This window comes from Allobosea sp. AAP35 (genome assembly GCF_001295925.1).
Taxonomy (GTDB): Bacteria; Pseudomonadota; Alphaproteobacteria; order Rhizobiales; family Beijerinckiaceae; genus Allobosea.
Genome location: NZ_LJHQ01000003.1, coordinates 355303 through 368093, shown reverse-complemented (window position 1 = coordinate 368093; position 12791 = coordinate 355303). Strand labels below are relative to the sequence as shown.

Genomic DNA, 12791 nt, shown 5'->3' with positions numbered 1-12791 from the left:
CTCAAGCCTTCGTCAGCGGGACCTTGGGGACGGTCCGAACAGCGCGCTGCGCCTTTGGCGCCTCGGAGACCTTGCTCCCGCCGTCCTTGCCGCCACCATCGCCCTTGCCGCCAGCCGCCGGCCCGCTGCGACGCGGGCCCGCGGAAGCCGGCTTGGCCCCGCCGGCCAGCTTCGCGCGCGGCTTGCGCTCGCGCTTCTCGCCAGCGGCAGCGACATCCTTCTCCGGCTTGGGCTTGACCGGCCCGTCGGGGAATTCGAGCCCCAGCACCTTGATGCCGGTTTCCGACTGCACGACCACGACCCTGACCGCACCGCCATTCTTGAGGCGCCCAAACAGCACCTCGTCGGCCAGCGGCGTCTTGATCGTCGACTGGATCAGACGGGCCATCGGGCGCGCGCCCATCGCCTCGTCATATCCATTCTCGACCAGCCATTCGCGCGCCTCGTCGGAGAGCTCGATCGTCACGTTGCGGTCGGCGAGCTGGGCCTCGAGCTGGAGGACGAACTTGTCGACAACGCGAGACACGACCGTCTTGGGCAGATGGCCGAAGGAGATCACCGAATCGAGCCGGTTGCGGAATTCCGGCGCGAACAGCTTGTTGATCGCCTCGGTATCGTCGCCCTCGCGCTTCTGACGGGTGAAGCCATAGGCGTTGCGGGCCATGTCGGCGGCTCCGGCATTGGTGGTCATGATCAGGATGACGTTCCGGAAATCGACCTGCTTGCCATTGTTGTCGGTCAGCTTGCCGTGGTCCATGACCTGCAGGAGAATGTTGAACAGGTCGGGATGGGCCTTCTCGATCTCGTCGAGCAGCAGCACGCAATGGGGATGCTGGTCGATCTGGTCGGTCAGGAGGCCGCCCTGGTCGAACCCGACATAGCCGGGAGGCGCGCCGATCAGCCGCGAAACGGTGTGGCGCTCCATGTATTCCGACATGTCGAAGCGGACGAGTTCGACGCCCAGCGACAGCGACAGCTGGCGTGCGACCTCGGTCTTGCCGACGCCGGTGGGGCCGGCGAAGAGATAGCAGCCGATCGGCTTCTCGCCGTCGCGCAGGCCGGCCCGGGCGAGCTTGATCGACGAGGACAGAGCCTCGATCGCCTTTTCCTGACCATAGACGGTGCGCTTGAGCGTGGTTTCGAGGTTGCGCAGCACCTCGGCATCATCCTTCGAGACGGTCTTGGCCGGGATGCGCGCCATGGTGGCGATCGCCGCCTCGATCTCCTTCACGCCGATCGTCTTCTTGCGCTTGCTTTCCACCACCAGCATCTGCGAGGCGCCGGTCTCGTCGATGACGTCGATCGCCTTGTCGGGCAGTTTGCGGTCATGGATGTAGCGCGCCGAAAGCTCCACCGCCGCCTTGATGGCGTCGTTGGTGTAGCGCAGCTTGTGGAACTCCTCGAAATAGGGCTTCAGGCCCTTGAGGATCTCGATCGTATCGGGGATCGAAGGCTCGTTGACGTCGATCTTCTGGAAGCGGCGCACCAGCGCCCGGTCCTTCTCGAAATACTGGCGGTATTCCTTGTAGGTGGTCGAGCCGATGCAGCGCAGCCCGCCGGAGGCGAGCGCGGGCTTGAGCAGGTTCGAGGCGTCCATCGCCCCGCCCGAGGTCGCGCCGGCACCGATCACGGTGTGGATCTCGTCGATGAACATGATCGCCTTGGGGTGAGCCTCGATCTCCTTCATCACCTGCTTGAGGCGTTCCTCGAAGTCGCCGCGATAGCGCGTGCCCGCCAGCAATGTTCCCATGTCGAGCGAGAAGACGGTCGCGTCCTCGAGCACCTCGGGCACCTCGCCGCGGATGATCTTGAGGGCGAGGCCCTCGGCGATCGCGGTCTTGCCGACGCCGGGATCGCCGACCAGCAGCGGGTTGTTCTTCTGCCGGCGACAGAGGATCTGGATGGTGCGCTGGACCTCGGCCTCGCGGCCGATCAGCGGATCGATGCGGCCGTCGCGCGCCTTGCGGTTGAGATTGACGCAATAGGCGTCGAGCGCGCTTTCCTTCTTCTTCTTGTCCTTGTCGGCGTCGTTGCCAGGCTCGCCGGCCCGCGAATCACGCTGCTGCTCGGGCTCCTCGTCGGCGCCGCGGATCGGGCGCGGCTCGCTCGCGCCCGGGCGCTTGGCGATGCCATGGCTGATGTAGTTGACCGCGTCGTAGCGGGTCATGTCCTGCTCCTGCAGGAAATAGGCGGCGTGGCTTTCGCGCTCGGCGAACATCGCGACGAGCACATTGGCGCCCGTCACCTCCTCGCGACCCGACGACTGGACATGGATCACGGCGCGCTGGATCACGCGCTGGAAGCCGGCTGTCGGCTTGGAATCGTCGCGGCCATCCGTCACCAGATTGGCGAGTTCGGCATCGACATAATCGACGAGGTTGCGCCGCAGCGTGTCGAGATCGACGCTGCAGGCGCGCATCACCGCAGCCGCGTCCTGATCGTCGACCAAGGCGAGCAGCAGATGTTCGAGGGTTGCGTATTCGTGGTGGCGTTCGTTGGCGAGCGCCAAGGCCCGGTGAAGCGCCTGTTCGAGACTGCGCGAGAAACTCGGCACGGATTGCGCTCCTATTCCGATAAAAAAGGGGTGAGCGAACTCAAGACGTTACTTCTTCTCCATCACGCATTGGAGCGGATGCATGTGCTTGCGCGCAAGGTCCATGACGAGGGTAACCTTCGTCTCGGCGACTTCATAGGTGAACACGCCGCATTCGCCGACGCCGTTCTGATGCACATGCATCATGATCTGCGTCGCGGCGGCGCGGTCCTTCTGGAAAAACCGTTCGAGGACGTGAACGACGAACTCCATCGGGGTGTAGTCGTCGTTGAGGAGCAGGACCCGGTACAGGTTGGGCTTGCGGGTTCGGGTCCGGGTCAGGACGGCCGTGCCCGCGCCGGTGCCGTCGCGTCCGCCGTTGTCAGTGGGCACCGAAGGCTTCCGGGGGCGATCGGCCATGACGCTGGCACCGGCATCGGCAAGCGGCGGACGCACCACGGCGTCGCTGGACCCCGTGATGTCCCCTGCCCCCATCGTCTCGACTGACATCGTTCTCAAAATCGGTCCCTGGCGCTTCCCACCCGACATAATGCCTCGTAGCCGAATTTACAGACCTCGTTGCCGCTCCGCCAGTCCGTTCGACAGGATATCTCAGCTTATCGTTCAGACGAGCGGTTGACCTTGACCCCGCGCCCCTGCCGGACATAAGCCCGGCGCGTTCGCCCTGAGGAGATGCTGCCCGTGCCCGCCAACGCCATCGTCACCATCGGCGCCGATCTGAGCTCTCCCGTCCAGTTCGGCAATGCGATGCCGCTCGCCCTCATCGCCGGCCCATGCCAGATGGAAAGCCGCGCGCACGCGCTGGAAATGGCCTTCGCGCTCAAGGAAATCGCCGTTTCGCTCGGCATCGGGCTCGTCTTCAAGACCTCCTTCGACAAGGCCAACCGGACCAGCGTCAGGGCGCAGCGCGGCATGGGACTGGCGGCAGCGCTGCCGGTCTTTGCCGAGATCCGCGAAGTGACGGGTCTACCCGTCCTGACCGACGTGCATGAGGCGGGCCAGTGCGCGGCGATCGCGGAGTGCGTCGATGTGTTGCAGATCCCGGCCTTCCTCTGCCGCCAGACCGACCTGCTGGTGGCGGCGGCGCTGACGGGGCGGGTCGTCAACGTCAAGAAGGGGCAGTTCCTCGCCCCCTGGGACATGGTTAACGTCGCCGCCAAGATCACCGAGAGCGGCAACCCCAACGTGATGGTCACCGAGCGCGGCGCCTCCTTCGGCTACAACACGCTGGTCTCCGACATGCGGGCGCTGCCGATCATGGCGCAGACGATCGGCGCGCCGGTGATCTTCGACGCCACGCATTCGGTGCAGCAGCCGGGCGGCAAGGGCTCCTCCTCCGGCGGCCAGCGCGAATTCGTGCCCGTGCTGGCGCGGGCGGCGGTGGCGGTGGGGGTCGCGGGTGTCTTCATCGAGACGCATCCGGACCCCGACAACGCCCCCAGCGACGGGCCCAACATGGTGCCGCTTTCCGCCTTCCCTGCGCTGATCGCAGAGCTGCAAGGCTTTGATCGACTTGCTAAAGCCAGGGTCGAGCCTACGCTGGCTTATGTCTGAAACGCCGCATCCGGCGCCGGCCCCCGCGCCGGCTCCCGTATCGCTTGCCCCGCTGATCCTGGTTCTCGGAGCCTGCGGCTTCGCATCGACCTTCACGATGCGGATCATCGACCCGCTGATCCCGACGCTGGCCGGCGAATTCGGCCGCAGCGTGCCGCAGATCGTGATGATGGTGACCGGGTTCTCGCTGGCCTATGCGCTGGGCCAACCTTTCCTCGGCCCCCTCGCCGATGCGATCGGAAAGATCCGTACGATTCTGATCTGCCTGCTGGTGCTGGCGGTTCTGTCCGCCGTCGCGGCGTTCTCGACCTCTTTCGAGATCATGTCTGTGGTGCGCGGCGTCACCGGAATCGCATCGGGCGGCATCATACCCGTCGCCATGGCCGCGATCGGCGACCGCGCGCCGATGCAGGAGCGCCAGATCGCGCTTGGACGCTTCCTTGTGCTGATGATCATCGGGCAGATGGCGGGTTCGGCCTGCTCGGGCCTGATCGCGACCCAGGCGGGCTGGCGCGCGGCTTTCATCTCCGCGGCGGTGGTGGCATCGCTGGCGGCCCTGCTCGTGACCATCGTGCTCAAGCCGCGCCGCAACGTGGCCCGGCAGCGGCTCAGCATCGCCGGCGCACTTGGCAATTACCGGACGGTGTTTGCCAACCCCCGGACCAAGCTGCTGTACGGGCTGGTGATCGTCGAGGGCATCCTGCTGTTCGGGATCCCGGCCTATGTTGCCGCGATCCTGTTTTCGCGTTCGGGCGTCGGCCCGGCCCAGGCCGGGCTGGTGATCGCCGGCATGGGCTTCGGCTGCCTGGTCTACGGGCTGCTGACGCGCATCCTGGTCGAGCGGCTCGGACCCAGGCTGATGACGCGCACCGGCGGCGTGATCTGCGCGCTGGGGCTGGCCCTGTTTGCCTTCGACTGGCCGTGGTGGAGCGCCATCCCGCTGTTTGCCCTGCAGGGTTTCGGCTTTTTCCTGCTGCACGGCACCTTCCAGGCGCAGGCGACGGAGCTCGCGCCCACCGCGCGCGGCTCGGCGATGGCACTGTTTGCCTGCTGCTTTTTCCTTGGACAGGCTGCGGGCCCGGTGGTGATGGGGTTCGCGATGCATCTGATCGGCAACAGCGCCGCGATCCTGCTGTTTGCGGCGGCCATCGCGTTGTTTGGCTATGCCACGCCGAAAATCATGCCGATTGCCGGCAGCCGGACGTAAACCGTCCGGAATGGCTGAACAGGCCCGTGTTTCGAAGGTTCGCGGAACGGAATCTCAACATCTGCGCGTCATAGCCATGATCTCATGAGCAACTGAGCGCCGCCACGCCCGTCACAGCGGCACTGCGCGGCCTGGAGCCAAGAGAGATGCCGCGATGAGCCAGTCCTTGATGGATTCGTTTTTTCGGCTTGCCTGCCGTTTTCGCAAACAGGAATCCGGCGCGACCGTCACCATGTTCGCCTTTGCTGGCGTCGTGCTGATCGGCATGGCCGGCGTCGTGATCGATTACGGTCGTCTGACCAAGGCCCACACCACCTTGCAGGCCGCGACCGACGCGGCAGCGCTGGCGGCGGCGCGCCTGCCGAGCAAGGACGCGGCCGCCATGCGGACGGCGGCGAACAATTTCTTCGTGGCCAACACCACCAATATCGACGGCACCAATGTCCAGATCACGAAATTCGGCTTCGAGGAATCGACCGGTACCGTCTTGGTCGAGACCAGCGGTGTGCTTGACACCTCGCTGATGTCGATCGCCGGCATCAGGACGATGGGGTTCAGCTCGAAATCGGCCGCGGTGAAAGAGGTGACCGGCACGGTCGAGATGGCGCTCGTCCTCGACAACACCTGGTCGATGTCAGAGAGCGCCGGCGGCAGCGACTCCAAGATCACCGTGCTCAAGGCGGCGGCCAAGAACCTGATCGAGACCGTCCTCAAGGAGGGCGGAGCCAATGTGAAGATCGGCATCGTGCCCTTCGCCGATTACGTGAATGTCGGCACGGCGTACCGGGGCGAGTCATGGATTTCCGTGCCGGCGGACACGTCGTCCACAAGCACCAGGACCTGCAAAAAGCACACAACGAGAAATGTTTGCACCAAGGGCGCTCCAGCCACCTGCACGCGGACCATCGACGGCGTCAGGGAGAACTACGATTGCACACCCCAGACATGCCAGATTCAGACGGTTCCGGAATACGAGACGTGCAGCGGCGGTGGAACGACGCATAATAAATGGTTCGGGTGCGTCTATACGCGCAACAACGGCTCGAACCTGCTGTTGCCCGACCAGTCAACCGGGACCCTTTACAAAGGGATCCAGCAGACCAGCCAGACCTGCCTGAACCCGATCGTGCCGCTGACGAACAACAAGTCGACGCTGACAAGCGCGATCGACGGCTTGATCATCAATCGCGGCAGTTACAAGCCCGCGACGTATATCCCCGACGGCATGGTCTGGGGCGTCAACGTCCTGTCGTCCGAGGCCCCGTTCTCGGAAGGCAAAGTCTATGACACGGCCAACAAGCTACCGCGCAAGGCGCTGGTGCTCATGACGGATGGGGACAACAGGCGGATCTTCAACAACGCGAAAGGCGACCACTCCGACCTCAGCAACAACGCCGCGACGAGGGCGACGCAGGTGACGAAGGTCAACAACGACACTCTGCGCGTCTGCACCGAGGCCAAGGCGCGCAAGATCGAGGTTTTCACCGTTGCCTTTGCTGTGACCGATGTCGCCGCCAAGACGATGCTGCAGGGCTGCGCGACCGATGCCGCCCATTATTACGACGCCACCGACGCGGCCGCGCTCGCCGCTGCCTTCCAGGCCATCGGCCAGTCGCTGACCAGCCTGCGCCTGTCGCAATGAGCCTGCCCTGACGGCTCCGGCCCGACGGGCCGGGGCTGGTCAGCGCCCGCGATAGGGCGCGACGCCCTGGTCGGGCAACCACAGCCCCTTGGGCGGCTCGCCGGTCTGCCAGAACACATCGATCGGGATGCCGCCGCGCGGATACCAGTAGCCGCCGATGCGGAACCATTCGGGCTCGAGCAGATCGACCAGTCGCTTGCCGATACCGACCGTGCAATCCTCATGGAAGGCGCCGTGGTTGCGGAAGGCCGCGAGATAGAGCTTCAGCGACTTGGACTCGACCAGCCACGCGGCTGGCAGATAGTCGATCACCAGGATGCCGAAATCGGGCTGGCCGGTGACCGGACAGATCGAGGTGAATTCCGGACAGGTAAAGCGCGCGAGATAGGATGTGCCCTGATGCGGATTGGGCACCCGGTCGAGCCGTGCCTCTTCCGGCGAGGCCGGCATGGCCGTGGCGTGTCCGAGCTGCAGGCTTGAGGCGTCGAGGGTCATCGGCGGGCTCCGTTTGTCGAACGCTCGGCTCAATCGGCGGAATTGCGCTCCGTCACGATGGCCAAGCTCTTTGCGAATGGGTTGGGGCCTTTACCGCTTCGGACCGCCAAACGCCACCCGGCCCTTCCGTTGCGCGTGCGCCTTGGTTAGAAGCGCGGCACCCACCGTCACGCCCGCCACGGAGCTCCCCATGACCGCGATCATCGACATCATCGGCCGCCAGATTCTCGATTCCCGCGGCAACCCCACGGTCGAGGTCGATGTCGTGCTGGAGGACGGCTCGATGGGCCGCGCCGCGGTGCCGTCAGGCGCCTCGACCGGCGCGCATGAGGCGGTCGAGCTGCGTGACGGCGACAAGAGCCGCTATCACGGCAAGGGCGTGCTCAAGGCGGTCGAGGCCGTCAATGTCGCCATCGCCGAGCAGCTGGTCGCCATGGACGCCGAGGACCAGGTCGCGATCGACGAGGCGATGATCGAACTCGACGGCACGCCCAACAAGAGCAAGCTCGGCGCCAACGCCATCCTGGGCGTGTCGCTGGCCGTCGCCAAGGCCGCCGCCGAGGCCGCCGGCCTGCCGCTCTACCGCTATGTGGGGGGCACCTCGGCGCGCGTCCTGCCCGTGCCGATGATGAACATCGTCAATGGCGGCGCCCATGCCGACAACCCGATCGACTTCCAGGAATTCATGATCATGCCGATCGGCGCGCCGTCCTTCTCGGAAGGGCTGCGGATGGGCTCGGAGATCTTCCACACGTTGAAAACGAAGCTTCACGAGGCCGGCCATAACACCAATGTCGGCGACGAGGGCGGCTTCGCGCCCAACATCAAATCGGCGGAAGCGGCACTCGATTTCGTCATGTCCGCGATCGAGGCCGCCGGCTACAAGCCTGGCGAGGACATCGCGCTGGCGCTCGACTGCGCCGCGACCGAGTTCTTCAAGGACGGATCTTACGTCTATGAGGGCGAGCGCAAGAGCCGCGATCCCAAGGCCCAGGCGAAGTATCTCGCCAAGCTCGTCGGCAGCTATCCGATCGTCTCGATCGAGGACGGCATGTCCGAGGATGACTGGGAGGGCTGGAGGGCGCTGACCGATCTCGTCGGCTCGAAGTGCCAGCTGGTCGGCGACGATCTGTTCGTGACCAACGTCACGCGCCTGTCGCGCGGGATCAAGGAGAAGACGGGCAACTCGATCCTGGTCAAGGTCAACCAGATCGGCACGCTGACCGAGACGCTGGCCGCCGTCGAGATGGCGCAGCGCGCCGGCTACACCGCGGTGATGTCGCACCGCTCGGGCGAGACCGAGGATTCCACCATTGCCGACCTCTCGGTCGCGACCAATTGCGGACAGATCAAGACCGGCTCGCTCGCCCGCTCGGACCGGACCGCGAAATACAACCAGCTCCTGCGCATCGAGGAAGAGCTCGGCGCCCAGGCGGTCTATGCCGGCCGCGCCGCGCTGAAGGCGCTGGCCTGAGGCCTCACAGGCGCGGCAACAGAGCCGAGGCGCGCGAGAGCGTCCAGATCCCGGCCGCGCCGACGAAGCCGACCGCTCCGGACATCGCGTCGCCGACGCGGGCGACCGGGGCGGGCATCGGAACCCCGAGCAGCCGGAGCCGTGACGGCGACACCGCGCCATCGAGCGAGGCCGCCTGCACCTGGACAGCTGGCGAAATCGGCAACGGTGCGGCCTCAGCCGTCACGACCGCCCGCTCGATCACCGGACGCCGGGGCGGCAGCGATTGGGCCTGTTGGCTGCGAGCGCGCGGCTCGCTGGCAGCAACGGGGCGGGACGGCGACACGACGGCGATGTCGGTGGCTGCCGCCGCCCAGTCGAGCGCCATCGGCATCACGATCGCGGCCGGGCTGAACAGGCCCTGACCATCGTGGGCCGGCAGGCCGGGCTGAATGCCTGGGGCGTCCTGGTGGCGCGCACGGATCTTCCCGTCGGCGGCCACCGGCAAGGCCCAGCCGTTTTCGACGCCAGCGCCGATTTCAGCCGACTCTGGCGCGCCTGCGGAGCGCCAGAGCGACACGCCGGCGGGGAGCGCAAGCAGCGCCGCGGCGATGGCGGATGCAGCGACCGAGATCGCCGCCTGATTGCCGACGCCGCGCAAGAAGCCAGCCGTGGCCGAGAAGACAGAACGCGTCATGTCCGACATTATCCTCCGTGAATGATCGCCATAGACATCTGCGCTCGGGCTCCAGCACGGCCAAAGAGGGGAGCAATTGCGGTGATTTGTCTCCGATTGTTTCCCAGGGTCATGGACACGTGTTGCCGGCGCGCCATGTTGCGCGCGCGAACAGAGCGCGCGGGCGTCATGCTTCGCGCAGGCTAACGCCGCCCTCGGGATCGCGCGATAGGAGGGCATGGACCAGATCGCGCCCTTAACCGACACCGACCACGGCCGCGACAAGCGCCTCTGGCGGCTGGCCTTTGCCGGCATGGTACTGGCGATGCTGATCTTCGGCGCGAATTTCGTCGTCAGCCGCCATGCCGTTCTCAACGGTCTCACTGCTCACGAACTTTTGGCGATGCGCTTCGGCATCGCGGGGATTTTGCTGCTGCCGACCTTCATTGCGGGAGGCGTCAGGACATGCGGCGGCATCGGCTGGCGACGCGGTACGCTGCTGGCGATCATGAGCGGCTTTCCGATGAGCTTCCTGCTCCTGACCGGCGTGACCTATGCGCCGGCCGCCCATGGCGCGACGATCGGGCCGGGCCTAGTCACGGTGATCAGCATCATCGGCAGCGTGGTCTTGTTCGGGGCGGTGATCACGCGCCAACTCGTGCTTGGCATCGTGGCAGTCCTGCTGGGGCTGGTCGCGCTCGGCATCGCTGGCACGACATACACCAACCCCTCGATCCTGTTCGGCGATCTCTGCTTCGTCGGGGTCGGACTGATCTGGGGGATGTATCCGCTCTTGGTCCAGATCTGGCGGCTCGACGCGCTGAAGGTGACCAGCGTGGTTGCTGTGCTGTCGATGGTCTACCTGCCGTTCTACGCGCTGTTCTTCTTTCGCGGCTTCGACGTCGCGCCCTGGTGGGTCATCGTCCTGCACGGCATCAACCAGGGCGTGTTGAACGTCATCCTGGGGCTGTGGCTTTGGAGCCTGGCGGCGCGCCGGCTCGGGCCTGCTGTCGCGGGACGCTTCCCCCCGACGATTCCCATCATCGGGACGCTGCTGGCGATCCCGGTGCTGGGTGAAATCCCCTCCGGGCTTCAGGTCGCGGGCATCGCCTTGATCATCGCCGGACTGTTCATCGCCTCCTGGCGGCGCTCAGCGCGAGCGGCGGCTTAAGCGCATCAGGCCCAGGTTCCAGAGCATGGCGATGGCGAGCGCCAATGTCAGCGACCACGCCGAACCGAGCGGGACCGCCGTGAGATGGATGCTCGCCAGCGCCAGCCCGAAGCCGATCAGCGCCAGCGCGCCATTGGCGAGGACGGCCGCCGTCGCAGGCCCGCCAATCCGCGGCTGAAGCATCGCGATCATGCTGCTGAGCACGATGGGCAGCGCCGCCAGCGACCCCGACCAGCCTGGACCGACATGGGCGCTGAGTGTCGTCACGGTTCCAGCCAGGATCGCCACGAAGGCGGCGCGCATCGGGATCAGATACCACGGTCGGCTCGGCGGGCTCTTGGGCCTCGCCGCGAGATAGGGCCGGAACAGCCAATGAAGCCCGCCGTAAACGACGACCGTGGCGGCCAGCATTGTGGCAAAGGACGGCTCAAGCCCGCGCAGAAGGGCAAGCGTCGCGGCCCAAGCCGCCAGCGCGGCCAAAAGACAGATGAGGGTACCGAAGCGCTGGGCGAGCAGAACATAGGTCAGGCACAAGCCCGCATTGGCGAGGTTGGAGGCCATGCCACCCAGCGCGCCCTGCGCGATGAAGGCCGCATCGTGATCGAGCGTCAGAAAGACGAAGACCGGCCCCGCCGAGATCGGCAGCGTCGCGATCAGCGCCGCGATCATCGGCCCGCTGCGCTCGGCCAAAATCGAGCAGCCGACAACGACAGCGGCCGCCGTCGCCATCTTGAAGGCCAGCATCAGGAGCCAGGGGTCGATCATGACCCGATGTCGCTCAAGCCGGCCCGGACGTGTCGCCCCTCGCCCAGCCCTCCTTGGTCTCGGCCACGAAGTCAGCCAGACGGCCGGCGGCGATGGCGGCGCGAAGGCCCGCCATCAATTCCTGGTAATAGGCCAGGTTGATCCAGGTCAGCAGCATCTTGCCAAGCATCTCCTCGCATCTGACGAGGTGGTGGAGATAGGCCCGCGACCAGCCATTGGCGGCGGGGCAGGAGGAGCCCTCGTCGACCGGTCGGGAATCGTCGGCATGCTTGGCATTCTTGAGGTTCATCCGGCCAAAGCGCGTGAAGATCTGGCCATGGCGGCCGGCGCGGGTGGGCATCACGCAATCGAACATGTCGATGCCGCGACAGACAGCCTGGACGATGTCGTCGGGCGTGCCGACGCCCATCAGATAGCGCGGCTTTTCGACCGGCAGATGCGGCTCGACCGTCTCGATCATCGCCAGCATCACGTCCTGCGGCTCGCCGACCGCGAGCCCGCCGATGGCGTAGCCCTTGAGGTCCATGGCGACGAGTTCACGCGCGCTCTCGACCCGCAAAGCGGGAACCGAGCCGCCCTGCACGATGCCAAAGAGCGCCCGGCCCGGATGGTGGCCGAAGGCCTCCTTGCAGCGTTGCGCCCAACGCAGCGACAGCCGCATCGCCTTCTCGGCGACCGCGTCCTCGCAGGGCAGCGAGACGCATTCATCGAGCTGCATGACGATATCGGAGCCGAGCAGGTTCTGGATCTCGACCGAGCGCTCGGGGGTGAGCATGTGCTTGGAGCCGTCGATATGCGAGCGGAAGGCGACCCCCTCCTCCGTGAGCTTGCGCAGATTGGCGAGCGACATCACCTGGAAGCCGCCGGAATCGGTCAGAATCGGGTGCGGCCAGTTCATGAAGCGGTGCAGGCCGCCAAGGCCCGCGACCCGCTCGGCGCCCGGGCGCAGCATCAGGTGATAGGTGTTGCCGAGCACGACATCGGCGCCGAGCGCCCTGACCTGATCGGGATACATGCCCTTGACGGTCGCGGCCGTCCCCACCGGCATGAAGGCCGGCGTGCGGATCACGCCGCGCGGCATGGCGATCTCGCCCGTGCGGGCGGCGCCGTCGCGGGCGTGGAGTCGGAAGGTGAAGTCGGTCGGGCCGGGCTGCGGCGGCGCCGGCTGCGGAAGGTCGGGCTCATCGGTCATGCCCGCGAGGTAGCGCAGAGCGGCCTTGCGGGAAAGAGGCCGGCTGGCGACCCTCCCCTGCCTGGAAGGCAGGCGCTTGGGT

At 66.2% G+C, this 12791-nt stretch carries 11 protein-coding genes; 5 read left to right on the top strand and 6 right to left on the bottom strand.

Going from position 1 to position 12791, the window contains the following annotated elements; all coding sequences use genetic code 11:
* Position 1 precedes the first annotated feature (1 nt).
* Both clpA and clpS read right to left on the bottom strand, forming a co-directional pair.
* Positions 2–2554, bottom strand: coding sequence for an ATP-dependent Clp protease ATP-binding subunit ClpA (clpA, locus tag IP69_RS02780; RefSeq protein WP_054141264.1), 2553 nt, complete (start codon positions 2552–2554; stop codon positions 2–4).
* Between the two features lie 48 nt (positions 2555–2602).
* Positions 2603–2953 (bottom strand): ATP-dependent Clp protease adapter ClpS, encoded by a 351-nt coding sequence (clpS, locus tag IP69_RS02775; protein WP_054141423.1) that lies wholly within the window; start codon positions 2951–2953, stop codon positions 2603–2605.
* Between the two features lie 273 nt (positions 2954–3226).
* Between clpS and kdsA the strand changes: the two genes are divergently transcribed.
* The 3 genes from kdsA (at position 3227) to IP69_RS02760 (ending at position 6957) form a co-directional block, all read left to right on the top strand.
* Positions 3227–4108, top strand: coding sequence for a 3-deoxy-8-phosphooctulonate synthase (gene kdsA / locus IP69_RS02770; protein ID WP_054141263.1), 882 nt, complete (start codon positions 3227–3229; stop codon positions 4106–4108).
* Positions 4101–5315, top strand: a complete 1215-nt coding sequence (locus IP69_RS02765; RefSeq protein WP_054141262.1) for an MFS transporter — start codon at positions 4101–4103, stop codon at positions 5313–5315. Before kdsA ends, IP69_RS02765 begins: the two co-directional genes overlap by 8 nt.
* 169 nt (positions 5316–5484) lie before the next feature.
* A complete protein-coding gene (locus tag IP69_RS02760) occupies positions 5485–6957 on the top strand; it encodes a pilus assembly protein TadG-related protein (RefSeq protein ID WP_054141261.1) in 1473 nt (490 codons plus the stop codon).
* A 39-nt stretch (positions 6958–6996) separates the two neighbouring features.
* Here IP69_RS02760 and queF read toward each other — a convergent pair whose 3' ends face one another.
* The gene (queF, locus tag IP69_RS02755) at positions 6997–7452 is read right to left on the bottom strand and encodes a preQ(1) synthase (protein WP_054141260.1); all 456 of its coding nucleotides are present in this window, start codon (positions 7450–7452) and stop codon (positions 6997–6999) included.
* Positions 7453–7642: 190 nt separating this feature from the next.
* Here queF and eno point away from each other — a divergent pair, with 190 nt between their 5' ends.
* Complete coding sequence (gene eno, locus IP69_RS02750; RefSeq protein WP_054141259.1) at positions 7643–8926, top strand: phosphopyruvate hydratase; 1284 nt, start codon at positions 7643–7645, stop codon at positions 8924–8926.
* A gap of 4 nt (positions 8927–8930) precedes the next feature.
* Here eno and IP69_RS02745 read toward each other — a convergent pair whose 3' ends face one another.
* The gene (locus tag IP69_RS02745; protein ID WP_054141258.1) at positions 8931–9611 is read right to left on the bottom strand and encodes a hypothetical protein; all 681 of its coding nucleotides are present in this window, start codon (positions 9609–9611) and stop codon (positions 8931–8933) included.
* Between the two features lie 208 nt (positions 9612–9819).
* On the opposite strand from IP69_RS02745, the gene IP69_RS02740 reads away from it, so the two are divergent.
* Positions 9820–10752, top strand: coding sequence for a DMT family transporter (locus tag IP69_RS02740; RefSeq protein ID WP_054141257.1), 933 nt, complete (start codon positions 9820–9822; stop codon positions 10750–10752).
* Here the strand turns inward: IP69_RS02740 and IP69_RS02735 are convergent.
* Both IP69_RS02735 and tgt read right to left on the bottom strand, forming a co-directional pair.
* Positions 10732–11517, bottom strand: a complete 786-nt coding sequence (locus tag IP69_RS02735) for a hypothetical protein (protein ID WP_054141256.1) — start codon at positions 11515–11517, stop codon at positions 10732–10734. The two genes, IP69_RS02740 and IP69_RS02735, sit on opposite strands and share 21 nt — an antisense overlap.
* A gap of 13 nt (positions 11518–11530) precedes the next feature.
* Complete coding sequence (gene tgt / locus IP69_RS02730) at positions 11531–12709, bottom strand: tRNA guanosine(34) transglycosylase Tgt (protein ID WP_054141255.1); 1179 nt, start codon at positions 12707–12709, stop codon at positions 11531–11533.
* Positions 12710–12791 lie beyond the last annotated feature (82 nt).

Excerpts from the sequence above, each read along its gene's own strand:
- queF (WP_054141260.1), bottom strand. The coding sequence starts at position 7,452 with ATGACCCTCGACGCCTCAAGCCTGCAGCTCGGACACGCCACGGCCATG.
- clpS (WP_054141423.1), bottom strand. The coding sequence starts at position 2,953 with ATGGCCGATCGCCCCCGGAAGCCTTCGGTGCCCACTGACAACGGCGGA.
- eno (WP_054141259.1), top strand. The coding sequence starts at position 7,643 with ATGACCGCGATCATCGACATCATCGGCCGCCAGATTCTCGATTCCCGC.
- kdsA (WP_054141263.1), top strand. The coding sequence starts at position 3,227 with ATGCTGCCCGTGCCCGCCAACGCCATCGTCACCATCGGCGCCGATCTG.
- IP69_RS02735 (WP_054141256.1), bottom strand. The coding sequence starts at position 11,517 with ATGATCGACCCCTGGCTCCTGATGCTGGCCTTCAAGATGGCGACGGCG.
- IP69_RS02765 (WP_054141262.1), top strand. The coding sequence starts at position 4,101 with ATGTCTGAAACGCCGCATCCGGCGCCGGCCCCCGCGCCGGCTCCCGTA.
- IP69_RS02760 (WP_054141261.1), top strand. The coding sequence starts at position 5,485 with ATGGATTCGTTTTTTCGGCTTGCCTGCCGTTTTCGCAAACAGGAATCC.
- IP69_RS02740 (WP_054141257.1), top strand. The coding sequence starts at position 9,820 with ATGGACCAGATCGCGCCCTTAACCGACACCGACCACGGCCGCGACAAG.
- IP69_RS02745 (WP_054141258.1), bottom strand. The coding sequence starts at position 9,611 with ATGTCGGACATGACGCGTTCTGTCTTCTCGGCCACGGCTGGCTTCTTG.
- tgt (WP_054141255.1), bottom strand. The coding sequence starts at position 12,709 with ATGACCGATGAGCCCGACCTTCCGCAGCCGGCGCCGCCGCAGCCCGGC.